This is a genomic window from Peptoniphilus hominis (ex Hitch et al. 2025) (assembly GCF_040096015.1).
GTDB classification, from domain to species: Bacteria; Bacillota; Clostridia; order Tissierellales; family Peptoniphilaceae; genus Peptoniphilus_A; species Peptoniphilus_A hominis.
Map to the genome: position 1 here is coordinate 1 of NZ_JBBMFO010000029.1, position 26208 is coordinate 26208.

Below are 26208 nucleotides of genomic sequence, written 5' to 3' on the forward strand. Positions count from 1 at the left end.
TTAGCGTCTAAGTATTGATTTTTAAATGAAAAGAGAGACTCGAGTTAACGAGTCTCCCCAATATTTGACATAGAGCCCCTTTTATCCTCTTTGCATAAAAAAAGTAGGCTGACTAATCAACCTACTTAAAATTTATTTTTATATTTTTTATTCTTCTTCTGCTACAGGTTCAAGTTCAACTTTTACATCTTCTTGTGTTATTACTTCAGAGTCTTCAAGGATATTGTAATCTTCCTTTAGGCTTTCGTCGATTCCAATTTGTACCTTGGAATTTATACGAGCGCCTGTACCTGCCGGTATAAGTTGTCCGATTATAATATTTTCCTTTAAGCCTTCAAGCATATCTTCCTTGCCCTTTATTGCTGCATCTGTAAGAACTCTTGTTGTTTCTTGGAAGGATGCTGCTGATAGGAAGGAATCTGTTGCAAGTGATGCCTTTGTAATTCCAAGAAGATTTACCTTTGCTGTTGCTGGCTCCTTGCCTTCTTCCTTTGCTTTCTTGTTTGCTTCTTTATAGTCAACTACATTTACAAGTGAGCCTGGAAGTAAGTCTGTGTCTCCTGCATCTTCGATTTTGCACTTTGATAGCATTTGTCTAACTATGATTTCAATGTGCTTGTCGTTAATGTCTACACCTTGAAGTCTGTAAACTCTTTGAACTTCCTTAACAATGTATTCTTGTACACCCTTTTCGCCCTTAACACGAAGTAAATCTTGTGGATATACAGAACCTTGTGTAAGTTCGTCCCCTGCTTCAACTTCATCGCCTTGTTTAACTTTAAGTCTTGAGCCATAGACGATGTTGTAAGAGTCAACTGTTCCATCTTCTGCAGTTATAAGAACTTCTCTCTTCTTGTTTGTTTCTTTAATGTCAACAAGACCGCCTCTTTCTGCAATTACTGCAAGTCCCTTTGGCTTTCTTGCTTCGAAAAGTTCTTCAACTCTTGGAAGACCTTGAGTGATATCTGCTGCTGCAGCTACACCACCAGTGTGGAAAGTTCTCATTGTAAGTTGTGTACCTGGTTCACCAATAGATTGAGCAGCAATTACACCAACTGCTTCTCCAATGCCAATGTGAGAACCTGTTGCTAGGTTTCTGCCGTAGCAGTGGGCACATACTCCATGTTTAGCCTTACATCCAAGAACTGATCTTACCTTAACTTCTTCTATGCCAAGAGATTCAATTAAAACTGCGTCATCATCAGAGATAACTTCATTTGCCTTAACAATAACTTCTCCGCTTTCTGGATTTATTATATCTTCGAAAGAATATCTTCCTTCGATTCTGTCAGCAAGGGACTCAATTAATTCCTTGCCATCTTTAAAGGCTCTTGCCACTAAATATTCATCAGTTTCACAATCTTCTTCAGATACAATTACTTGTTGTGAAACATCTACAAGTCTTCTTGTCAAATATCCAGAGTCGGCAGTTCTTAGTGCTGTATCGGCAAGTCCCTTTCTGGAACCATGGGCTGACATATAGAATTCAAGTACAGAAAGACCTTCTCTAAAGTTTGAAGTGATTGGAACTTCAATTGTTCTACCTGAAGGTGATGCCATAAGTCCACGCATACCTGCAAGTTGTCTGATTTGGTTCTTTGAACCTCTGGCTCCTGAATCTGCCATGATGTAGATGTTATTTAAAGCATCAAAGCCGTCCATTACATCGTCAGTCAAGTCATCAGTTGCCTTGTTCCAAATTTCAATTACCTTTTCATATCTTTCTTCATCAGAAATAAGACCTCTTCTAAAGGCTTTTTCGTATTTAGCAACTTCTTTTTCTGCATTAGCTAAAAGTTCTGGCTTTGTGTCAGGAATTTGTACGTCACCCATTGAAATTGATACAGCTCCAATAGTTGAGTAGTGATAACCTGTAGCCTTGATGTTGTCAAGTAGCTCTGCAGTTTTTATATTTCCATGTTTTTTGTAAGTTTTTTCAATTATTTTTCCAAGAAGTTTCTTGTCTACAACTTGGTCGATTTCAAGAGAATATTTGTCTTCATCTCTATTTACAAAACCTAGGTCTTGTGGGATAAATTCATTTACAATAAATCTACCAACAGTTGATGGGACAATTTTACCTCTCTTGTCATTTTCATCAGCATATCTTCTAACAGATACATGAGATTGTAGGTGCAAGAAGCCTGATTCATAAGCGTGGAACATTTCATCAAAATTTCTGTAAATTGAGCCATCGCCCTTTAATTTATCTTTTCTATCAAGAGTTAGATAGTAGGAACCAAGTACCATATCTTGAGTAGGCGTAGTAATTGGCTTACCATCCTTTAGTGCCAAGATATTATTTGTTGAAAGCATTAGTAGTCTTGCTTCAGCTTGTGCTTCTGTTGATAGTGGCAAATGGACAGCCATTTGGTCACCGTCAAAGTCGGCATTATAGGCTGTACAAGAAAGTGGGTGAAGCTTAATAGCTTTTCCTTCTACTAGGACTGGTTCAAAGGCTTGAATACCAAGTCTGTGAAGTGTCGGTGCACGGTTAAGAAGCACTGGATGATCCTTAATAACATCTTCAAGTACATCCCAAACTTCGTCTTTTCCTCTTTCAACCATTCTCTTTGCAGACTTAATGTTGTAAGTTAGTTCTCTCTTTACAAGTTCTCTCATTACGAAAGGCTTGAAAAGTTCAAGAGCCATGTTCTTTGGAAGACCACATTGGTAGAATTTAAGATCTGGTCCAACTACGATTACAGAACGACCAGAGTAGTCAACTCTCTTGCCAAGTAAGTTTTGACGGAAACGACCTTGTTTACCCTTTAACATTTCTGATAAAGATTTAAGTGGTCTGTTGCCAGGACCAGTTACAGGTCTTCCTCGTCTTCCGTTGTCTATAAGAGCATCAACAGATTCTTGTAACATTCTCTTTTCATTTCTAACGATAATGTCTGGAGCGTTGATGTCCATTAACTTTTTAAGTCTGTTATTTCTATTTACAATTCTTCTATATAAATCATTTAAGTCACTTGTTGCAAATCTGCCACCGTCAAGTTGTACCATTGGTCTTAAATCTGGTGGAATTACTGGGATTGCATCAAGTATCATCCATTCAGGTTTGTTTTCTGATTGGATGAAGGCATCTATTACTTCAAGTCTTCTTGTGATTCTAATTTTCTTTTGTCCAGTTGCATCTTGAAGTTCTTCTTGTAGTTCGTCATTTTCCTTTTGTAGGTCAACTTTTACAAGAAGGTCTCTAATGGCTTCTGCACCCATCTTAGCAGTAAACTTGTCGCCATATTCTATTTTGAACTCTCTATATTCAATTTCTGAAAGAAGTTGCTTTTCATAAAGAGTTGTTTCGCCTGGTTCAACATAAGTTACAACATAAGATGCAAAGTAAAGAACTTTTTCAAGAGCTCTAGGGCTCATGTCTAGCACAAGACCCATTCTTGAAGGTATGCCCTTAAAGTACCAAATATGTGATACTGGAGCAGCAAGTTCAATATGACCCATTCTTTCACGACGAACCTTAGCCTTTGTGACTTCAACGCCACATTTTTCGCAGACTACTCCCTTGTATCTTACTCTTTTATATTTTCCACAGGAACATTCCCAATCCTTAGTAGGTCCAAATATTTTTTCACAAAATAGACCTTCCTTTTCAGGTTTTAATGTCCTGTAATTTATTGTTTCTGGTTTTTTTACTTCGCCATAGGACCATGATCTGATCTTTTCTGGTGAAGCAAGTCCAATTTTTATTGAATGGAATAATTCATGTTCGCTCAAGGAGCACTTCTCCTTTCCTATTAATTAAAATAACTAATTAATCTTCAGCTTCATCGGATTCATCAAAATCGTCTTCTTCGTCTTCTTCATCTTCGAAGAAGTGACTGTTTTCAAAAGACTCAACTTCGTCATTGGAAATTGTTCTGATGCCAATATTTGCAGTTCCTGTGTGTTCAATAAGTTCCTTTATTTCGTCATCTGTTTCAGTATTTTTGTCGTCAATGTTGTCGATCTTTATTAGTTCATCTTCATCAACTTCAAGGTCAACTTCATTTCCATTTTCATCAAGTACTTGAATTTCAAGAGCAAGTGCTTGTAATTCCTTTATTAAAACTTTAAAGGATTCAGGAACTCCTGGTTGTGGAATATTTTCGCCCTTAACAATTGCTTCGTAAGTCTTAACACGACCAACAATGTCGTCAGACTTAACTGTAAGCATTTCTTGAAGAGTATGGCTGGCACCATAAGCTTCTAGAGCCCAAACTTCCATTTCTCCAAATCTTTGTCCACCAAATTGTGCCTTACCTCCAAGAGGTTGTTGTGTAACAAGTGAGTAAGGTCCAGTAGAACGAGCGTGGATCTTTTCATCAACTAAATGGTGAAGTTTTAACATATACATGTAACCAACAGTTACAGGGTGGTCAAATTCTTCTCCAGTTCTACCATCTCTTAGTTGAATCTTTCCATCTCTAGAGTATCCAGCTTCTTCAAGTGTATCGAAAATGTCATTTTCATTGGCACCATCAAATACTGGAGTGGCAACGTGCCATCCTAGTTTTTTGGCAGCAAGTCCTAAGTGAACTTCAAGAACTTGTCCAAGGTTCATACGAGAAGGAACCCCTAGTGGGTTAAGAACAATTTGGATAGGTGTACCATCTGGCATGTAAGGCATATCTTCCTTAGGCATTACCCTAGAAATAACCCCCTTGTTGCCGTGACGACCACACATCTTATCTCCAACTTGAATCTTTCTCTTAGTAGCTACAAAAACTCTCACCATTTCATTTACGCCTGGTTGAAGTTCGTCGCCATCTGATCTATTAAAAGTCTTTACATCTACAACAATTCCTTGTTCACCATGAGGAAGTCTAAGGGAAGTATCTCTTACTTCTCTTGCCTTTTCACCAAAGATTGAACGAAGAAGTCTTTCTTCTGCAGAAAGTTCAGTCTCTCCCTTTGGAGTTACCTTGCCAACAAGGATGTCTCCTGGCTTAACTTCTGCACCAATTCTTATGATTCCTCTTTCGTCAAGGTCTTTTAACATATCTTCGCCAACATTAGGAATATCTCTAGTGATTTCTTCAGGTCCAAGTTTTGTATCTCTTGCTTCAGATTCATATTCTTCAATGTGAAGTGAAGTTAGTACATCGTCAATTACAAGTTCTTGACTTACAAGCATGGCATCTTCGTAGTTGTATCCTTCCCAGTTCATAAAAGCTATTAGGATATTTTTACCAAGAGCCATTTCACCTTGGTCTGTACTTGGTCCATCGGCAATGATTTCGCCAGCTTCTACAGAATCGCCAGCATTAACAATTGGTCTTTGGTTAATTGTAGTACCTTGGTTTCCGCCCATGAATTTGTGTAATTTATAAGTGTCAATGCCCTTGTCAAATTCTCTTTCGATTTCAATGTGAACGGCATCAACTTTTTTAACTCTACCCTTGTTTTTAGCAACTACTACAACGCCTGAGTCCTTAGCAGCTCTATATTCAATGCCAGTTCCAACAACAGGAGCTTCAGTTTTTAATAGAGGTACTGCTTGACGCTGCATGTTAGCACCCATTAGGGCTCTGTTGGCGTCGTCGTTTTCCAAGAAAGGAATCATTGAAGTACCAACTGCAACTATTTGTTGAGGTGAAACGTCCATGTAATTTACATCTTTGATGTCAAATATATCGGCATTACCACCATGACCTCTGGCTGCAATTCTATCTTCAACAAATTTATTATTTTCATCAAGCCTTTCGTCAGCTTGAGCTATGATTTGTTCGTACTCTACATCGGCTGTTAGATAATCAATTTGGTCAGTTACAACTCCGTCAACAACTTTTCTATAAGGTGTTTCGATGAAACCATAATCGTTAATTCTTGCGTAAGTTGTAAGTGATGTTATAAGTCCAATGTTTGGACCTTCTGGTGTCTCAATAGGACACATTCTTCCATAGTGTGAGTTATGGACGTCACGCACTTCAAATCCAGCTCTATCTCTGCTTAACCCACCAGGTCCAAGTGCAGATAACCTTCTCTTGTGTGTTAATTCTGATAGAGGATTGTTTTGGTCCATAAATTGTGAAAGTTGTGAAGAGCCAAAAAATTCTTTTATGGCAGCTGTCACAGGTCTAATATTTATTAGTGATTGTGGTGTAGTTGCGTCAACATCTTGTACTGTCATTCTTTCACGAATAACTCTTTCCATTCTTGAAATACCAATTCTAAATTGGTTTTGAAGAAGTTCCCCAACGGACCTAATTCTTCTGTTTCCAAGGTGGTCGATGTCGTCAACTGAGCCAATATTATTCATAAGTCCAAATTCATAATTAATTCCTGCGATAATATCGTCGATTAAAATATGTTTTGGAGAAAGTTCCTTGTGAGCTTTTACAAGTTCATCTTTGAATTTTTCTGTATCTTCAGAGTATTCTTCGTAAAGCTGGTCAAATAGTGGTCTATAAACTTTTTCTTTAAAGCCAAGTTCTTCCATGTCGAAGTCAAGTTCATAAGCATCAACAAAAGTAAAGTTGTTTCCTATTACTATTGTCTTATCTGTTGCGTGTTCAAAGTTTTCGTCAGTCTTTATAAGAACTTGGTTTACACCAGCTGCTTCAATTTTTTCAGCCTTAGCCCTAGTGAGAAGTTCTCCTTCTTCAGCTAAGATTTCACCAGTCATTGGGTCGATTATGTCTTCTGCAGGAATATTGTTTTCTATTCTTGCGCTGATGCCCAACTTTTTGTTGAATTTATATCTTCCAACCTTGGCAAGATCATATCTTCTGTCGTCAAAAAACATATTTTCAAAAAGTGACTGTGCTGAATCAATTGTAGGTGGTTCACCTGGTCTTAACTTTTTATAAATTTCAAGTAAAGCTTCATTCTTACTAGTAGTAGTATCTTTTTCTAGTGTCTTTAAAAGTGCTTCACTTTCGCCAAGAACATCAATTATTTCTTGGTTAGATTCAACTCCCAATGCTCTTAATAAAATAGTTATTGGGATTTTTCTAGTTCTGTCGATTCTTACATTAATTACGCCTTGAGCATCAGTTTCGAATTCAAGCCAAGCTCCTCTATTTGGAATAAGTGTTGCCGAATAGATTTTTTTGCCTGTCTTGTCTCTTTCTTCTTTGTAGTATGCTCCTGGACTTCTTACAAGTTGTGAAACTACTACTCTCTCTGCTCCGTTAATTACAAAAGTTCCAGTAGGTGTCATAAGAGGAAGGTCGCCCATAAAGACTTCTTGTTCCTTTACTTCTCCCGTTTCACTGTTGATAAGTCTTACCTTTGCCTTTAATGGCGCAGAGTAATTAGTGTCTCTTTGTTTAGATTCGTCAATATCATATTTTATCTCATCAGATAAATGATAATCGACAAATTCCAAAATTAAATTACCTGAGTAATCCTCGATAGGAGATACATCATCAAATACTTCCTTTAACCCTTCTTCAATTAACCATTTGTATGAAGAAGTCTGCACGTCAAGGAGATTTGGTAGTGACATAACTTCGTCTACACGAGAAAAACTCATTCTCTCACGTTTCCCATATTTAACAGGATGTACCATTAATTTTCTCACCCTAGCCTTTCAAATGAGTGTATCAAATTAGAGTACAAATCACCACTCTAATTATTATTATGCAAATAGGTATTTTATCATTTTTTATAGCAACTTGCAAGCATTAAAACAAAAAAATCCTGCCCTTAGGGTCTTTTATTTTAGGATTTTAAGTATTGTATCACAGGAATTTTTAATATCTTCATTTTTTTATTGAAAATTTATTTTCTGAACCATTAGCTCAGTCGGCAGAGCACCTGACTTTTAATCAAGGTGTCGCGCGTTCGAATCGCGCATGGGTCACCATCGTCTATCCCCTTTAACAAGTTCCCCAAAAACAAAGCAGGTCTTTAATTATTTTTATCTTTTGCCTCTTCTATTTTCGTAGTCTTCAGTAATTTCGTCCTTCCAGTGTTCGTCGACTCTTCCTTTGTTTCTTCTTACATAGCTTATGGCATCGCCTATGACTCTGTAATTTAGTTCTGTGCCTTTTTCATCGCTGTGATAGTTAACCGCCATTTCTCTTCTTATTCCAAATTTTTCTCCTTCTCCTTCTGCGTCTATGTTTGCACCTAAGAAGATAAATTCCCAGCCATACTTCTCTCTTTGCTTGGTGATTAGTCTTTTTACTTCTCTGTAACCGTACATTCTGCTGGCATTTTCCATACCGTCTGTGGTGATTACAAATAATGTCTTATCTGGCACATCTTCTTTGCGAGCATACTTATGAATGTTTCCAATGTGTTTTATGGCTACTCCCAATGCATCAAGTAGTGCGGTGCAGCCTTCTACATAGTATTCTTCCTCTGTCAGCTTTGCTACGTCTTTTATGGACACTCTGTCGTGTATCACTTTACTTTCTTCGTTAAATAATATTGTGGAGACATAGGCTTCTCCCGCTTCTTTTTTTTGCCTTTCGATCATGGAGTTAAATCCACCTATTGTGTCCTTTTCCAAGCCTTCCATTGAGCCACTCTTATCTAATATAAATACAAGTTCTATCATTTTTATCCCCTCTTTCTTTTACTATATTGTAAAAAAACAAGAAGACATTTAGGTCACTTCCAAGGCGACATTTATCCTCCAATTAAAGCTTGGTCAAAGGCAAACAAGGCTTCGTTTATTTCAAAGATGTTATAATTTTTTCTTTCGATAAAATACTCAATTATTACGTCAAACTTGCTGCTTCTTGTGAGGGCATAGCCTGCTTTTCCTATTAAATCTTCCATCTCATCCTTATTCAGTTCCAATGCCAAGGCAAAAGCTATTGCTGTGTTCTTTGAGGGGCGATAGTCGGGATTGTTTTTGATTTTGGAAAAAAGCTTTCTGTCAATATTTGCCTTTTTATAAATTTCAGGGTCCGTCTTGCCGGACTTGTCTATGAGTCTTAATAAGGTCTTAGAGAATCCTTCATCCAAATTTTTTAAAATGTCCTCTATACTTTCACTGTTTTGTATAAGAGATGCCATCTTGTCAGCCTCAAAATTATATTTTCTATAAAAGGAGCCTATGTATTCTTCATTTATTTTTTCTTCCACGTAATTTTCTGAAATATATTCTTTTACCGACTGAAAGAGTTTTTTTGACAATGAAAAGGCGTCCTTTGAAAAGACTGCAAGGTAGATGTGCATTTCGTTTTTTAATAAAAATTCGCTCACTTCTTTAATGACACTTTGAAGCGCCAAGTCATTTGGATATCCACAGGTTCCTGTTCCGATCAAAGGCATGGCTAAGGAGTCGCAGCCCTTTTCTTTTGCCAAATTTAAAGAGTTTTTAATGCAGGCTGAAAGTATTTCTCCTTCTCCCTTATATCCACCTTCCCAAGTTGGAGTTGAAGTGTGGATTACATATTTTGCCTTTAAATTATATGCAGGCGTAATAAAGGCTTTGCCAAAGGGTATATCGCCGATCTTCTTTCTTGCAATGAGAAGCTCCGACCCTGCACCCTTGTGGATCTCACTATCTACTCCACCACCTACTATTGGCTTAGGGTTTGCCGTATTTACAATTGCATCCACTTTCATGTTTACTATGCTGTTTCTCACTATTTCAAATGGCATTAGTAACTCCTTTCTATATTTTATAAAAGTGTGTGAATTTTTGATGTGCCTAGACAATATAGAAGACATTTAAGCTCCCTCTTGGCATTCACAATTAGACCAAGCTGCACCTATCTATCACTTAAAAATATTCCCAATATCAACAATAGTCCCAAATAAAAAAGCCTATGAATTTAAACTCATAGGCTTTTTTTCATTTAAAGACTCCCTAAATCAGTTTTCTAAAATCCCTAATTAATAAGCCTTTGGGCAGAATCTTTTTTTAAAGTCTTATATAAGCGTAACCTTCGTTTTGGAGCCTTACTATTTTTGTAATAACCAAATCTTCTACTTTGATTTCAGCAGGTATTAATTCCTTTGAAAGGCGATTTTCTTCCAAGGCTTTCTTTCCAATAGTTATGTTTACTTTTGGATTGCCAAGTACACCATGGAAATCAACTCCAGAATATCTGTTGAAAAGTGATGCAGCTTTTGCCATTGCAATTATTTCAACTTGTATATCATCAAAATTGTCTAGTAAATCTCTAACATTAGATAATACAGCTTCCCATTTGTCCGCTTCAACTACATGAAAAATTACCTTCATATATATCACTCCTTATTAACTAATATTTTACACTATTAAAGAGGAAAATAAAAGGCAAATTCCTATTTTAGCTATTTCTTAAATATTAATTTCAAAAGCTCTCTTATCTCGTCAACCCTAAATGCGATTAATAAAACAAGGTAAATTAAGCCTGCAATAATTATAGAAATAAGAAGAGATAAATTTATTCCAAAGCTTTTTATTAAAATATTGTAGAAAAATTTTGAGCCAAGTGCCATAACAGCTGATGCCACAGTTATTTTTATGACATTTGTAAAAAGTTTCTTGTTAAATACATTTCCAATTAATTTAATTGATGAAAGGTAAAGGGCAAGGGCTCCAACTAAAAAAGAAATTGAAGTTGCAAGGGCAATTCCCCTTATCCCCATTAGTTTTGAAAGTAAAAGGGCAAGGACGACATTAATTCCTACTATTAAAACAGAATTTATGACAGGAGTTTTGTTGTCGCCAAGGGAATAAAAAACTCTTGAAATAATTTCACGGACTCCAATACCAATTACACCAAAGGCAAAGAAGGATAAAACTGTGGCAGTGATCCTTGCGTCATCAACAGAAAATTCTCCCCCCACAAATAAAAGATTTACAATTGGAAAGGAAAAAATGTATAGACCAAAGGCTGCAGGCACAACAAGTAGTAGCATATTTGAAAGACCTTCTGAAAGTGCAGACTTTAAGTTTACATAGTCCTTTTTTGAACCAAAGTTGGCAAGCTTAGGATAAGTAGCAGTTATAATTGATGTGACAACTATACCTGTTACAAAACTTTGAAGCTTGTAGGCGTAATTTAAAATAGAAATTCCGCCAGCGTAGGCTCCCGATGCAAGGGAACGAGAAATCATAAAGTTAATTTCAATTGCTGAAGTTGAAATTAAAATTGGAAGGATGGAGACGAACATTGCCTTCATGTCTTCATTGAAGTCAACTTTTAGTCTGTGTCTGTAGCCAAGTTTTTTAATTGGCAAAATAAAAATCCCATATTGCAAAACAAAGGCAAGTAAAATTCCTATTGCAAGATAATTTATGCCAAGATTTCTTGATATTGCCATGGCCCCAATTAAAATCACATTCATTAAGATTGAATGGAGGACTGAAGTTATAAATTTTTCATGAATTTGTAGATAGGCCTTAAAAATTGAGCTCACAGCCGTAACAGCTATGGAGAGCATGGCAACTCTTGAAACAAAAATTGCCGTCTCAAGCTTTTCGCCTTCAAAACCTTCAGCCATTAACTTTACAAGAGGTCTTGCAAAGTTAATTGAAAGAATAGTCACAATCACAAAGACAATTAAAATAATATTGGAAAGATTTGCTGTAAAAGCATCGGCTTTTTTCTTGTCCTCTCTCTCCTTTATCTTGTCATACATGGGTATGTAGCCATTGGCAACAGCGCCGCTAATGACATTGGTAAAGGTCATTGGAAGTTGGAAGGCAATTAGAAAAATATCTGCCACCATGCCAACACCAAAAAAGTATGCCAGGGCCTTTTCCCTCAAAAGTCCAAAGATTTTTGAGACAATTGTAATCACCATTAATATATATGAAGTCTTCATCATTTCTCCTTTAAATAAAAAACTCGGGTTTGACCCCAAGTAATTATATATTTATTTAATTTTATTTACAAGTTTTATTGATTCAGTTCTTTTGATTATCTTCTTTTGAATAGCACTCATAAAATTTTTAGCTTCGATTATACTGGAAATAAAAATTTTTTTCAATATCATTTCGACTATACTCGAAATCTTCTGCTATTTTTGATTTATTTCTTGTATAGTCGAAGCCGTAAAAATTTATTAAATAAAAAAGTGATGCTAAAAATAAAATTAATTATCCTTAACATCACTTAAAATAAATTATATTAAACTGTTAATAAACATGACCAGCGGAAATATTATAATTAAAAGAAAATTTAATATTCCAAATAGAATAGATTTTTCTTTAATTGCAAAGACAAGACCAATAATGCCAATAATCCTACAGATAAATAAACTGGTAAGACCTGTCGGCCTTAAATTTGTAAAATTTTCAAAAAAATCTACTGGGAGTAAATATGAAATTATAAAAATCAAAACTCCTGTGACAAATAAATACTTGCTAAGGCTTTTTTTCATGACTACCTCCTAATCAAATCCTCTTATCAAATCAATGGGATCGATCTTTAAAATATTTTTCAAAGATAAGTTGTAGATTAATATATTTATACCATAAATCAAAATGGCAAAAGCAAGGAAATATTTATATTCAAAATATGATAATAAAATTTTCATATCCATTGTTGGCGATATTTTTGCAATTATAAATAAAGCAGCAAAACTTACTGCTAAAACTATTGCTAGAGATTTGATTTCTTCTAATATGAAGTCTCTTGTATATTTATATTTTAGCTCTTCCTCATCTATTCCACAAGAAATTAAAGATCCAATTTCTTTTTTTCTTGCCATTAAACTTAAATTAATAGAAGAATATCCATTAGTTACATTTAAAATAAAAATTATACTTGCAATAGAAATTATCATAAGGCCAAAAGTTTTTACGTCTTTCATGCGATTTGCTTCTACATCTTTGCTTGTAGTTAAATTATAAGTTTCATTGTAAGCAATGGATGAATCTAATCTCTCTTTAACTTCATTCTTTATATCGTCTAACTTATTTTCATCAACTTGCATTGAGAGTTCATAGGTGTTTCTTCTCAAGTCATTATTGTTTTTTAAATAATATTTATTCCATTCATCTAAAAGTTTAAAATATGTGTCAAAGTCAACATATAAATACACATCGAAGGGTAGCCTTCTCTGCCTAAAGTCCTTAGTGTCATCAATTAATTTATCTACTTTGATTGAATAATTATAATTTTCCTCTTCTGTTATAGAGTAGTTTAAACTATTTATATTTTTAAAATATTTTGTTGTCTCTGATCCATCAATAGGTGCATTTGGATTAACTTGGACCCTATTTAATAGCAAAACTTCTCCCTTTTTACCACCTATTTTTTCAAAAGTTTGGTCATCTAAAGCCGTTATAATTCCGTCGAGATAAAAATCTTCGTCATTATCATAATATTTACTCATTTTTTCATCTAAATTAAGAGATCTAAACTCATCTGAATAATTTTGCTCCTTACTAAGAGAAATATATTTTTCAGTTGAAAGAAATGCTCTGTCATTTTCTGTAGTATTCATTATATCTTTTAAGACATTTGGAATTCCTGCTTCATTTGAATGGATTAGTATATTAATATTCGTATTATAAATGTAAGTATTCTTCAACCTATTATACTTTGCCATAGAGAGAACTATCAAAAAAATTGAGACAATTATCATTCCAATGGCAGAAATATATCTTTGAGAAGAAATAGTTTTTAAATTATTTATCTTTAATTCCTTCCAAATTTCTTTATTTCTCTTTAGTTTTATACTTTTGTCATTAAAGTTACCCTTTATACCATCAATTATATTTATCCTTGCGATTTTTTTAGCTGGAGCAAATATTGCTATGAAAATTATAAAAAAGCAAATTAATAAAACTACAAGTGAAAGGCTTGGCGAAAATTCTATATACTTGTACTTTTCCTCTTCCTCTACAATCCTTTGAAGACCAAGATAGAGGAGGTTGATTCCCCCATATCCGAAAACATGTCCCATAACTATTGGTAGAAGTGAAATTTTTAATCCATCTTTTAAAAGCAATTTATAAATTTGATAATCTGTTGAACCAATGGACTTGTACATTGAAATTTCTCTTATCTTTCTTAGTCCCCAAACTGTAAAAATATTTTTTACAAAAAATATAAAAATAAGGATTGTAGCAAATATTAAAATAGAGTCTACAATCACCTGCCTATTTTGTTGTAAAAGACTTCCATCAACATTATAGTAATCTTTCATTATTTCGCTAAATTCTAGTTCTACTTTATCTTTATTCAAGGCAGATGCAAGATTTTTTTCTAAATTCTCTTTATTACTATAGGCTTTTCTAAAATTATCAAATCTTACAAAGCTATTAGTTTTTGCACCCTTTGGTATGACAGTAGAAGCATAAAAAATCTTCATATTTTCATTGTAAAGATTTCTTGTTAGACCACTTATTACATATTCTTTGCAATTTTTTCTTATAAATTCTTCATCCTTAGTAACACTTGAAACTGCTTTTATTTGTTTTCCATCAACCAATCTATTTCCAAATTCTACTTTTATCTTATCGCCAATTTTTAAATTTTCTTTTTTTGCAAGACTTTTTGGTATGGTAATTTCGTTATCTTTTGTAGCAAAACTTCCCTCTTTTAACATATTATCTTCTAACATCTTGTTAAAAGCTTGGTCTGTATAATTTATCACTAAGACATTTTGAGATAGCTTGGCAGAATCATTTTCTACTGCAACTTCTCCCACTTCTTTAATGTTTTTTATTTCTTTTAATTTACTTGAGTCACCAGAAACCGTATCAGGCATAATTTTAGCATCATAAATTGATCTGTTCCTAAAATATTCATAATCGAACTTATTATTTACATATCCAAAGTAAACACAAAATGTAAAGAAAATTGCAGTTATAAAAAGTGAAAGTGAGATTGAGATATTTTTCTTATTCATTTTTCTCATCTCCCACTACTTTCCCATCCACTATTGTTATTACTCTTTCTGCTTCTAAAGCTATGGACTCGTCATGGGTGATTACTATAATTGTCTGTTTTAAAGTCCTATTAAAATATTTTAAAATTTCAATTATTTCTCTTGAATTTTCTCTGTCTAAGTTTCCTGTTGGCTCATCAGCAAGTACAAGTGACGGAGAATAGATAAGACTCCTTGCTATGGCAACCCTTTGTTGTTGACCACCTGATAATTCACTTGGGAAGGAATCCAACTTGTCCGCTATTCCTAGTTTTCTAACTATATCTAAAAAGAAATCCTCATTGATTTTTCTCTTATCAAGCTTTAGGGGTAACTCAATGTTATGCCTAACTGTTAAATTGGGAATCAAATTATAAAATTGATAAATTAAACCTACTTTTCTCCTCCTAAAGAGCGCTAATTCTTTTGATGTATATTTTGAGATGTCATTACCATCTATAAATATTTTTCCAGAACTTGGATTGTCCACACCACCTAACAAGTGAAGAAGAGTTGACTTGCCTGATCCGCTTGGTCCAACAATTGCAATAAATTCTCCTTTTTCTATTTTTAAATTAACATCATCAATTGCCCTTACAAGATTTTCTCCACTTCCATAAGTTTTTGATAAATTTTCAGTTCTAACAATTTCCATATGTACCTCCCTCTATTTGTCTCAATAATAAAGGGTTAAAATGACTTTTAAGTGACATTGTAAAATTTAATTTTAAAAATCGCACCATCTTTTCCATTTTTTACAGATATATCTCCATTGTTTGCCTCAATAATTGATTTTGCCATAGCAAGGCCTATGCCAAAGCCCTTAGAGTCAGGACTCTTGTAAAATCTTTCAAATATTTTTTTGAGGTTTTCTTCTTTAATACCTCCGCCGTCATCTTCAATTATTATCTCTGTGTAAATTGGATTTTTATTTGTAGAAATTTTAATTTTTGTAAGACCATCAAGGCTCAAGGCATTCTTTATAATATTTATTAGGGCTTCAGAGATCCAATAGTAATCGACTTTTATCTCATAATCTTCGTAGTCACAAATAACTTTTACCTTTTTCTCATCAATGGATTTTCTTAAAATATCCAAAACATAGTCAAGTATTTCTGAAATCAAAACTTCTCTCTTCTCCATCTTATCTATATTTGCATCAAGACTAGATAGCTTTAACAAAATATCAGCAAGAGAGTTAAGCCTTTCAAGTTGAAGCTCAAGCCCTTCAATCTCTTTTTTATTATCTTCAGTTTTATCAATTGTTTCCAAGTCAAAAACCATTGAGGTAATTGGAGTTTTTATTTGATGGGCAATATCCTCTAGGTTTTGTGTTTGCTTTTTTGAGTTTTTTTCTACTAATTCTCTAGCTTCAACAAGTTCTATAAAAATCTTATAAATCTTGTCTTCCAGTATTGAAAAGTCATCTTGAGTCATAGGAATCGAATAATTTTTTTCTCCCAGCCTATCTATTAAATTCTCAAGTTCTTTTATTCTCTTTTTCTCTCTTGTTTTCAAAAAATAATATAGAGCAAATAAACTCACAAAGTAAAATAAATAAATCATCAGTCCATCCTATAACCTATTCCACGGATTGTCTTAATAATGTCTCTGTCACTTTTATCTCTAATTCTTTTTATAGTGGCAGTTAGTGTATTGTCATTGACAAACTTTTCTCTTCTATCCCAAAATCTCTCAAGCAAAAATTCTCGAGTAAAAATTCTATTGGGATTATTTATAAATAGATTCATAACTTCAAATTCTAGCGCTGTTAAATCAAGTTTCTCATCTTTATAATAAAAACATCCTTCATTTTTATTTAGGCTTAGATCTTTAAAGCTAATAAAATCATCTTTTACAAGAGCAGTCCTTAGAGTCTTGTCAATCCTGGCTCTTAAAATAGCTAGTTTAAAAGGCTTAGTAATATAATCATCTGCTCCATTGTCAAGAGCTCTCACGATAAATTTCTCATCATTTTTTACTGTAGTTATTATTACTCTAACATTATTTTCTCTTAAAGTATTCAACAAACCGATTCCATCATTATCGGGCAAATTTATGTCCAAGATCGCCAAGTCAAAAGAATTGTTTATTTTTATCTTTGCTTCTTCAAAGTTTTTACAAGTTTCTACCTCAAAATCATTTTTTGACAAGTAAGACTCAATGCCACTTGATAAAATTTCATCGTCTTCTATTAAAATTATCTTTTTCATTTAATCACCAACACAATCTTGTAAACAAATTCTATCACACTTTAGTTTTAAAAAGAATTCCTAATCATCTTGGTTTCTTTTAAGTCTTCCCAACAAAAAAGCACCGACCTTTGCCAGTGCTTGTGTTTTAAAAATTTTATTCTGTAAATTCTTTTGGATCAATTTCAACTAAATTTATGCTGCCCCTTGATATTATTTTCATGTCGCCTGTCAGCTGGTAAATCCAGTTTGATATAAAGGGCTCGTGAGAGACAAAGATGTAGTTGTCGTCTTTATCTAAAGTTTTTAAGATATCTTTTATTCTTCCCCCGGCAAGGTAGTCCTTAACTTCATAGGTTGAGTCCAGGTGTTTTGCCAAAATTTCTGCAGTTTCCTTTGCCCTTTCAAGAGGTGAGGAATAAATTTTAAAGGATCTTTTGTCTTCTAAATTTTTTGCAAAGGCCTTAAAGCTTTCCTCTAATTTTTTCTTGCCTAAAGTCGTGAGCTTTCTCTTGAAGTCGTCATCTGCATAAATTTCTGCCTCGCCATGTCTTATAAAATAGATTTTCATTTTAAATTGAAGAAGGCATCAAAGCCAGGATAAATTGCGAGATCACCTAGTTCATCTTCTATGCGAAGAAGTTCGTTATACTTTGCAACTCTCTCAGATCTTGCTGGTGCACCAGTTTTTATAAAGCCTGCATTTGTTGCAACTGCTAAATCAGCAATTGTTGAGTCTTCACTTTCTCCTGATCTGTGAGAAATTATTGCTGTGTAATTGTGTCTCTTTGCAAGTTCTATTGCATCAAGAGTTTCTGTAATTGTTCCAATTTGATTTAATTTTATTAAAATTGAATTTGCAGATTTTTTTTCAATTCCTTCTTGGAGTCTCTTTGTATTTGTTACGAAAAAGTCGTCGCCAACTAATTGAACCTTGTCACCAATAAGTTCTGTCAAGTGCTTCCAACCTTCCCAATCGTCTTCTGCTAGTCCGTCTTCAATTGAATAAATTGGATATTCACTTACAAGTTCTTGGTAGAATTTTGAAAGTTCTTCTGATGTAAGTTCACGACCTTCACCTGCAAGGACATATTTTTTCTTGTCCTCATCATAAAATTCTGAAGCTGCAGCATCAATAGCAAGGACAATGTCCTTACCTGGTTCATAACCTGCTGCTTTTACTGCTTCAAGTATGCAGTCGAAGGCTTTTTTATTTGATTCAAGATTTGGTGCAAAGCCACCTTCGTCGCCAACTCCAGTGGAAAGTCCCTTGTCCTTTAAAACTTTTTTAAGGGCGTGATAAACTTCTGCACCCATTCTTAGTGCTTCCTTAAAAGTTTCTGCTCCAATTGGCATAATCATAAATTCTTGAATATCTACATTGTTGTCAGCGTGTTCGCCACCATTTATTATATTCATCATTGGGATTGGCATAGTCTTTGCATTTACTCCACCAAGGTATTGGTAAAGCGGAAGTCCAGCTTCATTAGCAGCAGCCCTTGCAACTGCAATAGATACTCCAAGAATTGCGTTGGCGCCAAGTTCTCCCTTGTTTTCTGTGCCATCAAGCTCTATTAACATTTTATCAATGCCAAGTTGATCAAATACATCGAAGCAAATTAATTCTTCGGCAATTCTTTCATTTACATTTGCTACTGCCCTTTCAACGCCCTTGCCATTATATCTTTCTTCTCCATCGCGAAGTTCAACAGCTTCGTGAACACCAGTTGAAGCACCACTTGGCACAATGGCAGAGCCAAAGCCACCATTTACTGTGCCAACTTCTACTTCAACTGTTGGATTTCCCCTTGAATCAAGGACTTCTCTCGCATAAACATAATCAATTAAACTCATAATTCCTCCTAATTAATAATTTATAAATTTAAAATAAACTTTTACCCGTCATAAGTTCTGGCTTTTCAATTCCCATAATCTTTAAAATTGTTGGCGATAAGTCGCAAAGTGCACCGCCACTTCTTAGTTTTGTATCCTTATTGAAAAGGAAAACTGGCACAGGGTTTGTAGTGTGACTTGTGACAGGCTTGCCCTCATCATCAATCATGCATTCACAATTTCCATGGTCAGCAGTAATTATTGCCACGCCATCTTTTTCCTTTAGGACTTTTAAAATTCTGCCTAGGTTTCTATCAACTGTCTCCACAGCTTTTATGGCTGCCTGCAAGTCGCCAGTGTGACCAACCATGTCTGTGTTTGCAAAATTTAAAATTATGGCGCCATAATTGTCTTCCCTTAATTTTTCAATTACAGCATCTGTCACTTCATTGGCAGACATCTCTGGCTTTAGGTCATAAGTTGCTACCTTTGGTGAAGGAATGAGAACTCTGTCCTCTCCCTCAAAGGGCTTTTCCCGTCCGCCATTAAAGAAAAATGTTACATGGGCATACTTTTCTGTCTCGGCAATTCTAAGTTGCTTGATTTTATTTTTTTCTAGGATTTCTCCCAAAGTGTCCCTTGGTATCTCGTCCTTAAAGGCAACAAATTTATTTTTTATATTTTTGTCGTAGTCTGTCATTGTAATGAGAGTGGTATTAATTTTTTCTCTCTCAAAGCCCTTAAAGTCATCATCAACTAGAGCTCTTGTTATTTGTCTAACCCTATCAGGTCTAAAGTTAAAAATTATAAGAGAGTCCCCATCTTCTATTTCAGAATTTTTTACAAATTTTGCTGGAAGCAAAAATTCATCAGTGATGCCCTTGTCGTAGGAAGATTTTATATAAGTTAAAATATCTTCATCTACAAAATCCTCATCACTTGTCAAGTTATCGTAATATTTTTTACTTCTTTCCCATCTGTTGTCACGATCCATGGCATAATACCTGCCAGAAATTGTTGCAATTTTTCCCTTGCCGATTTTTTTGATTTCATCTTGCAGCTCTTTTATGTCCTCAAGTGCAGCGTGAGGCGAAACATCACGACCATCTGTAATTGCGTGGATGTAAGTTTTTTCCATGCCCTCATCTGCCATTAGTTTTATAAGAGCCAAGAGGTGGTCAAAGTGGGAGTGAACTCCGCCCTTGGAAACAAGTCCTATTAGATGAATTTTTGAATCCTTCTTTTTTGCATTGTCAATGGCTCTTTTAAATTCAGGATTTTTGAAAAATTCGCCTGACTTTATGGCTTCAGTAATTTTTGTAAGATTTTGATAAATTACTCTGCCTGCTCCAATATTTAAGTGGCCAACTTCAGAGTTCCCCATTTGTCCATGAGGAAGACCTACATATTCTTCGCTGGCAAAAATTTGTGTGTGAGGTGAGCTTCTATAAAGCTCATCAAGAGTTGGAGTCTTGGCAAGTTTAACTGCATTGCCAACTTGGCTTTCCCTTATGCCAAAGCCATCTAAGATTATTAACATTGTTGGCTTCATAGGCTTTCACCAGCTTTTATAATTTCTATAAAACCTTCTGGATCAAGGCTCGCTCCACCAACGAGAACTCCGTCAATATTTTTTTGGGACAAAATTTCTCTGGCATTGGAAGGCTTGACAGAGCCGCCATATAAAATTCTTATTTCTTCAGAAATTTCTCCGTAATTTTTATTAATTATCTGGCGAATTTCTCTGCACATCTTCTCCGCATCTTCAGCTGAGCAAGTTTTGCCAGTGCCAATTGCCCAGATTGGCTCATAGGCAATTGTGATATTTTCAATATTTTTAATTCCATCAAGGGACTTTAAAAGTTCATCCTTTACGAAATCTACTTCTTTATTCTCTTCTTTAACTTCAAGAGCTTCGCCAAGACAAAGTATTACATGAAAATCATCTGCAAGAGCTTTTTTTACCTTTGCATTTACAATTTCGTTGCTTTCAAAAAATTTTTCTCGCCTTTCAGAGTGACCAATGATGACATTTTCTACTCCAATGTCCTTTAACATGGCAGTTGAAACTTCGCCAGTGTAAGCACCATCCTCAAACTGAGAAAGGTTTTGCGCACTTACTTCAATTTTTTTATTTAAATTTTTTCTAAAACTTTCAAGAGAAACAAAACTTGGAGCAAGAAGGACATCAGACTTTTCAAAATTAAATTCATTTATTTTTTCTGCAAAATCTCTTGCTTCAGAGGAAGTCTTGTTCATCTTCCAGTTTCCACAAATATATTTTCTTCTCATGCTTCTTCAACTGCCTCAATGCCAGGAAGTTTTTTGCCTTCAAGCATTTCAAGACTTGCACCACCACCAGTGGATATGTGAGTTAGTTTATCAGCAACGCCCGCCTTTTCAACTGCAGCAACAGAATCTCCGCCGCCTACAATTACTATGGCATCAAGACCTGCCAAAATTTTTGCAAGTTCAATAGTTCCGTGAGAAAATTCTTCGATTTCAAAAACTCCACAAGGACCGTTTAATACTACTGTATTTGCCTTTTCAAGAGCTACCTTTATATCTTCTAAGCTTTCACGACCTATGTCAAGAATCATGTCATCTTCTGCCACATCTTCAACATCTTTTAAAGTTCCCTTTGCATTTTCAGAAAGCTCTGGAGCCACAATTACATCTCTTGGCAAGATTAAATCTACATCTTTATCAATTGCCTTAGCCATAATTTCTCTTGCAAGGTCTAGCTTGTCATCTTCCACAAGAGATTTACCAACTTCAAGACCCTTGGACTTTAAGAAAGTATTTGCCATGGCTCCAACAATTACAAGAGTGTCAACTTTTTCCAATAGATTTTCAATTACGCCAATTTTGTCAGAAACCTTTGAGCCGCCAAGAATTGCAGCAAAGGGTTTTTCTGGATTTTTAAGGGCATCTTCAAAATATTTAATTTCCTTTTCAACTAAAAGACCTGCACAGGAAGGCAAAAATTCTGTCACACCAACATTTGAAGCGTGAGCTCTGTGGGCAGTGCCAAAGGCATCATTTACAAAAATATCTCCAAGGCATGCAAGTTTTTTTGCAAAATCAGGGTCGTTTTTTTCTTCGCCCTTAACAAATCTTAAATTTTCAAGTAGAGCAACTTCTCCACTTTTAAGATTTTTAACTTCTTCTATAACTTTTTCGTCAACAACTTCCTTTGATGGAATAAATTTAAGGTCCTTCTTTAAAAGTTCAGCAGCTCTTTTAGCAACGGGAGCAAGAGAAAACTCTTCCTTGTATTCTCCCTTAGGTCTTCCTAGGTGACTCATGAGGACTACTTTTGCTCCATTCTCAATTAAATAGTCAATAGTTGGAATAGCTTTAACAATTCTATCATCGCCAGTTACCTTGCCATCCTTTAGGGGGACATTAAAGTCAACTCTAACAATCGCAGTTTTATCATTAAAATCAAAATCTCTAATAGTTTTTTTCACATTACACCTCTTATTTTCGATTTGTACTTAAAATTTAACACTTAAATTATACCATAAAAAGAAAAGAGTTGAAGTTACTAGAAGGGCTTTATAAATAATTATTCTTGCTTAAATGATTAAAAATTTCCCATTAATTATTTTATTCCTTTACTTTGTTTTTTTTTTTTTTTTTCGTGATATAATGTATTAAATCGATAAAAGTATAGAACCTTTAATTTTTTACAATTAAAGCTAATAAGAAGGTATGAAAATGTACTTTAACTTACATAGATATAAAAATAGAGACGAAAAAAATTTGTAAAAAGATTTTTACTTAGATTTTTAATGGAGGAGCTTAATTATGAAAATGCAAATAATAAAATTCCTTACGCTAATTCAACCTCATTATCTTTTTAACATAATTGAGATTATCCTTTTAATTTTAATATTAAATAAATTAAAAGAGCTATTTAAGGAGATGTGATTTTATGGAAAAATATGAAGCGACTATGACAATCCTAACAGGCCTTATTCCCTACACCATTTTACATGTGATTAAAATTATTTTACTAGTTAAAATATTAAATCTCTTAAAACAATTTAAAAAATAAAATAAGCAAAAAAATTGGAACTGAGATAAATTTTTCTCAGTTCCTTTTACTTTTATAAATAAAATTTTTATTAATATAATTTTGCCCCTGCTGGGATTTTGTCATCTAAGTTTTTGATTTCTCCTAACCATTCTTTTTCTCTTAAATTTTTCTTTCCACTGATTTTTTCAATTAAGGTTCTTGCCCTTATATGTTGGTCTATTTCCTTTACTCCTTGTTTTTTTGTATAATCATGGGTTACACCGTCCCATTCATTTTTTATTTTTTCTCCACTTATATATGATGCACTTGCTACTGCACTTTTCCCTTTTCCTCTTGATATTATGTTTACTGAAAAATGAAAACTATCTGCCATTTTTTATCACTTCCTTTCTTTTTTTGTTGTTTTAGGTGGAGGCTTAATAGATTTTTATATCCACTTTGTGAATGAGCGTTTTGAAATGATAGAATAGAAAAAGCCGACTACTGAATTAATTTTGTTGTTTCACCCTTACGGGTACAGGCAGTTAGTCGGCTTAATTATTTTGTTCATTTCAAATTTTAAAAGTCAAGGGCGAGCCTTAGCGAGTTTATTTACCCTTGACTTTTAAAAAGCGAATGATTGTTGCTCCCTGCAAGGGTTTGGCTCTAAAGTCACGCAATCACCCTTTAGGGTGTATAATTGCGCCCTTGTAACCAAGGGACAATTATGTTATTTCATCTTTAGGTGATTTTTCTACATCATCATCTACTCTTTCTTCTAAAATTTCCATTATGTTTAATCTTATTTCTTCATCATTTAACATTTTCATTAACTTATAAAATTCATCTATTGTTAAATTAATACTTTCTTCAAAAACACTTTCAAACACTGCACCTTTTTCTATAAGTCTTTTGTTTCTTGCTTTTCTTTCTTGCTCATTAAGTTTTTTCTTCAGCTGTATTTTTTGATTTTTTAATTGCTTAATGCTTTCTTCTTTCTTTTCGATCTGTTCTTCAATACTTAACTTTATTCTTTTAATTGCCATTTGTATCATTTCTTAAAATAAAAAAACGAATAGATTTTTATTTCTAATCGTTTTTCAGCTTAGTGTGGATTGTCAACACCTATTTGTACAATCTAAAATCGAACGTACTAATTTTAGATTAACTAATGACTACTAGTTAATCTTGATTGCCTATATTTAACTGGTGTCAAGTAACCTAATGATCCATTAACCCTTAGGTTATTGTTCCAATAAACATACTCTGATTATTGACGGTGCTATATCGTATTCTTCTCCCAATTTTTTATATGTGTTGTTACCTTGATTAAAGATTTCTACTATTTGCCTTTTGAAGTCTTCTTCGTAGTGTCTAGCTAATTTAAAATCCTCCTATGATTACTTATTATTTATTGTATCCATACCAGGAGACCTTTTTCAGATTTCCTGCTTGGTGTGCCGCTGTTTTAGCGGTGGGTATTTAGTTGTGAAAGTTCGTGGCAAGTTGACCCGATGTGTAGAGGGGCAATAAATTAAAACTTATTTATTATCAATCTCAAATTTTTTTTGTAGCATTTCCAGACTTTGATAAACGATTTTATATTGTTCATCTGTCCATTCTGATGTTAACTTCTGATTAAATTCTTTTAATGCTCTACTTAAAGGTTCATATTTTAATCGTCCCCTTTCTGTAAGATATATTTTTTTGTTTCTCTTATCTTTAGGGTCTGTTTCTCGTGTGATATATCCCTTTTGCTCTAATGATTTAACCATTCGAGTCGTAGCAGCCTTATCTACTTTCACAAGTTTTGTTAATTCATCCTGAGTCAATCCATCCTGTTTTGTAAGTGCCATGTAATAAGGCTCTTCTCCGACACTTATATCAAATGGAACAACTACATTTTTTAATTCTTGCTGAATACATCTTGATAAATAAGTTATAAGTTTTCCAATGCTTTTGTTCACTTTATGCCTCTTTTCTTCTTAAAAATTTGTCCAATATCACATTCCAAAAAATACTAGAAAAATATCCAAATACAACATTAATAGGAAATGAGGAAAAATATATTTTCCAGAAATTCTCATCATATCCCTTCATTCTTAACAATCCGCTTATAGACATAATTGCAGTAAAATATATCGCTGGAATTATTGATGAAAAAACTAAAAAAACAATATATGATTTTCCAGTATATAGTTTCTCTGTTACTTTTGCACCTATAAGTCCAGCCGGAAAAATCAAAGATGCTATACTTGCAACTATAGATTGTAATAACATCATTCCAAGTATAGACGGAAAAACAATTTTTCCAGTATTCATCTGAGACATAATACAACTCATTGTACTCCCCATCAATATAGGGAAAATATAACGTTTATATTTCATTACTCTTACCTCACTTTTAAGAATAACTGAAGTATATCACAAATTAGTTGATGCGTCAACTAATTTGTTTTTAAGCTTAGATCTCTTAAAATAATATTTTATTGGTAAACTTCGTAGTAAATACTGTTTATAAAAATTTTTCCTTTCAAAGGGTGGCTGGCGGCAGCCAGCGCAGGGGAAGCGTAGCGTCCGTGTTTGATTTGGAGCAGACCATGACTGCGGAAGCCGACATTCTGTCGGCTGTTGGGGCATTCGGCGAGTGAATATGCAAGTATATCCGTTTGGCTCATTGATCGCACAAATCACAGCCCTCCGATTAGGAGCCTTCGGAGAACGCAATGCATCAATCTCTGATAGCTGTATAATTGCGCCCTTAGAAAATCTAAGGGAGATTTGATTATTTACAACACCCTTTATTTTTATTAATTTTCTCTCATTAGTTTTAGTGTTTCTTTAAATTCTTTTGTCTTTATTGCTTCTTCTAGTAGGATTTTTATTTCTTCATCTGTTAGTTCTTCTGCATTTTCTATAAGGCTTTCTAAGATTGCTCCTCTTGTTATGAGCCTATGTGTTCTTTCTTTTCTTCTTTTTTCTATGTCTTGTTTTAATATCTTCTTTTCTTGATTTTTTAGTTGCCTTAATCTTTCTTCTGTATCATCAATTTTATCTTTAATTTCTTTTGACTCTTGTCTTATTTGCTCTAATTTTTTCATATAAAACTCCTTTCTTGTATTAAAAAAGACGACTAGTTTTTACTTTTCTAATCGTCTTTTTTCTAAATGTTATACATTTCTATATTACATTTTAGTTTTACGTTTTCTATATATCTTTCCATGTAATCCCAATCTGGAATGTTATAACTTTTTGTTTATCTTTTTTATCATATTTTTCTCACAAAGATAAAAGATGTAGGCTATTAGTAGATAAATTCTTCTGCCATTTTTATTTATATTATTAGAGCCCCACTCAATTTTAAAGCCCATTTCAGTGATT

21 protein-coding genes, 1 tRNA gene and 2 pseudogenes are annotated in these 26208 nt (G+C 33.9%); 2 read left to right on the forward strand and 22 right to left on the reverse strand.

From position 1 onward, the window contains the following. Positions 1–147: 147 nt before the first annotated feature. Positions 148–3738 carry a DNA-directed RNA polymerase subunit beta' gene (rpoC, locus tag WMO19_RS08200; protein WP_349171292.1) on the reverse strand — a complete coding sequence of 1197 codons (3591 nt, stop codon included), beginning with the start codon at positions 3736–3738 and terminating at the stop codon, positions 148–150. A 37-nt stretch (positions 3739–3775) separates the two neighbouring features. After that, the gene (rpoB, locus tag WMO19_RS08205) at positions 3776–7516 is read right to left on the reverse strand and encodes a DNA-directed RNA polymerase subunit beta (protein ID WP_349171294.1); all 3741 of its coding nucleotides are present in this window, start codon (positions 7514–7516) and stop codon (positions 3776–3778) included. A gap of 221 nt (positions 7517–7737) precedes the next feature. Between rpoB and WMO19_RS08210 the strand changes: the two genes are divergently transcribed. After that, positions 7738–7813 (forward strand) — tRNA-Lys (locus tag WMO19_RS08210). Positions 7814–7867: 54 nt separating this feature from the next. Here WMO19_RS08210 and WMO19_RS08215 read toward each other — a convergent pair. The 14 genes from WMO19_RS08215 to WMO19_RS08280 form a co-directional block, all read right to left on the reverse strand. After that, entirely contained in the window at positions 7868–8512 is a 645-nt protein-coding gene (locus tag WMO19_RS08215) for a vWA domain-containing protein (protein ID WP_349171296.1), read from the reverse strand. Between the two features lie 71 nt (positions 8513–8583). Further along, positions 8584–9567: a macro domain-containing protein gene (locus WMO19_RS08220; protein WP_349171298.1), complete on the reverse strand. Its 984-nt coding sequence runs from the start codon at positions 9565–9567 to the stop codon at positions 8584–8586. Positions 9568–9829: 262 nt separating this feature from the next. Next, entirely contained in the window at positions 9830–10153 is a 324-nt protein-coding gene (locus tag WMO19_RS08225; RefSeq protein WP_019124168.1) for a DsrE family protein, read from the reverse strand. A gap of 71 nt (positions 10154–10224) precedes the next feature. Beyond that, positions 10225–11724, reverse strand: coding sequence for a murein biosynthesis integral membrane protein MurJ (murJ, locus tag WMO19_RS08230; RefSeq protein WP_349171300.1), 1500 nt, complete (start codon positions 11722–11724; stop codon positions 10225–10227). Between the two features lie 300 nt (positions 11725–12024). Further along, positions 12025–12282, reverse strand: a complete 258-nt coding sequence (locus WMO19_RS08235; protein ID WP_349171302.1) for a hypothetical protein — start codon at positions 12280–12282, stop codon at positions 12025–12027. Between the two features lie 9 nt (positions 12283–12291). Then, positions 12292–14760 carry an ABC transporter permease gene (locus tag WMO19_RS08240; RefSeq protein ID WP_349171304.1) on the reverse strand — a complete coding sequence of 823 codons (2469 nt, stop codon included), beginning with the start codon at positions 14758–14760 and terminating at the stop codon, positions 12292–12294. Continuing rightward, the gene (locus WMO19_RS08245) at positions 14753–15433 is read right to left on the reverse strand and encodes an ABC transporter ATP-binding protein (protein WP_349171307.1); all 681 of its coding nucleotides are present in this window, start codon (positions 15431–15433) and stop codon (positions 14753–14755) included. The genes WMO19_RS08240 and WMO19_RS08245 overlap by 8 nt, the downstream gene beginning before the upstream one ends. A gap of 47 nt (positions 15434–15480) precedes the next feature. Continuing rightward, positions 15481–16344, reverse strand: a complete 864-nt coding sequence (locus tag WMO19_RS08250; RefSeq protein ID WP_349171309.1) for a sensor histidine kinase — start codon at positions 16342–16344, stop codon at positions 15481–15483. Continuing rightward, positions 16344–16991, reverse strand: a complete 648-nt coding sequence (locus WMO19_RS08255; RefSeq protein WP_349171311.1) for a response regulator transcription factor — start codon at positions 16989–16991, stop codon at positions 16344–16346. The genes WMO19_RS08250 and WMO19_RS08255 overlap by 1 nt, the downstream gene beginning before the upstream one ends. A gap of 136 nt (positions 16992–17127) precedes the next feature. Further along, the gene (locus tag WMO19_RS08260) at positions 17128–17541 is read right to left on the reverse strand and encodes a SixA phosphatase family protein (protein WP_349171313.1); all 414 of its coding nucleotides are present in this window, start codon (positions 17539–17541) and stop codon (positions 17128–17130) included. Continuing rightward, complete coding sequence (eno, locus tag WMO19_RS08265) at positions 17538–18824, reverse strand: phosphopyruvate hydratase (protein WP_349171315.1); 1287 nt, start codon at positions 18822–18824, stop codon at positions 17538–17540. Before eno ends, WMO19_RS08260 begins: the two co-directional genes overlap by 4 nt. Before the next feature lie 28 nt (positions 18825–18852). Beyond that, complete coding sequence (gene gpmI, locus WMO19_RS08270) at positions 18853–20355, reverse strand: 2,3-bisphosphoglycerate-independent phosphoglycerate mutase (RefSeq protein WP_349171317.1); 1503 nt, start codon at positions 20353–20355, stop codon at positions 18853–18855. Continuing rightward, positions 20352–21095, reverse strand: coding sequence for a triose-phosphate isomerase (gene tpiA / locus WMO19_RS08275; protein WP_349171319.1), 744 nt, complete (start codon positions 21093–21095; stop codon positions 20352–20354). The genes gpmI and tpiA overlap by 4 nt, the downstream gene beginning before the upstream one ends. Beyond that, positions 21092–22276, reverse strand: coding sequence for a phosphoglycerate kinase (locus WMO19_RS08280; protein ID WP_349171320.1), 1185 nt, complete (start codon positions 22274–22276; stop codon positions 21092–21094). The genes tpiA and WMO19_RS08280 overlap by 4 nt, the downstream gene beginning before the upstream one ends. Before the next feature lie 467 nt (positions 22277–22743). On the opposite strand from WMO19_RS08280, the gene WMO19_RS08285 reads away from it, so the two are divergent. After that, positions 22744–22866 carry a hypothetical protein gene (locus tag WMO19_RS08285; protein WP_349171322.1) on the forward strand — a complete coding sequence of 41 codons (123 nt, stop codon included), beginning with the start codon at positions 22744–22746 and terminating at the stop codon, positions 22864–22866. A 208-nt stretch (positions 22867–23074) separates the two neighbouring features. On the opposite strand, the pseudogene WMO19_RS08290 reads toward WMO19_RS08285, so the two are convergent. From WMO19_RS08290 to WMO19_RS08310, 6 genes and pseudogenes are all read right to left on the reverse strand, one after another. Next, positions 23075–23221 (reverse strand): annotated as a pseudogene (locus WMO19_RS08290) (MobA/MobL family protein); the annotation flags it as partial. A 331-nt stretch (positions 23222–23552) separates the two neighbouring features. After that, positions 23553–23882 (reverse strand): DUF3847 domain-containing protein, encoded by a 330-nt coding sequence (locus WMO19_RS08295; RefSeq protein ID WP_005398220.1) that lies wholly within the window; start codon positions 23880–23882, stop codon positions 23553–23555. Between the two features lie 113 nt (positions 23883–23995). Continuing rightward, positions 23996–24055: pseudogene (locus tag WMO19_RS09910) on the reverse strand (hypothetical protein); the annotation flags it as partial. A gap of 313 nt (positions 24056–24368) precedes the next feature. Then, positions 24369–24794 (reverse strand): MarR family winged helix-turn-helix transcriptional regulator, encoded by a 426-nt coding sequence (locus tag WMO19_RS08300; RefSeq protein WP_002840511.1) that lies wholly within the window; start codon positions 24792–24794, stop codon positions 24369–24371. Position 24795: 1 nt separating this feature from the next. Next, complete coding sequence (locus WMO19_RS08305) at positions 24796–25149, reverse strand: hypothetical protein (RefSeq protein ID WP_349171323.1); 354 nt, start codon at positions 25147–25149, stop codon at positions 24796–24798. Positions 25150–25637: 488 nt separating this feature from the next. Next, complete coding sequence (locus WMO19_RS08310; protein WP_349171325.1) at positions 25638–25928, reverse strand: DUF3847 domain-containing protein; 291 nt, start codon at positions 25926–25928, stop codon at positions 25638–25640. Between the last annotated feature and the right edge of the window lie 280 nt (positions 25929–26208).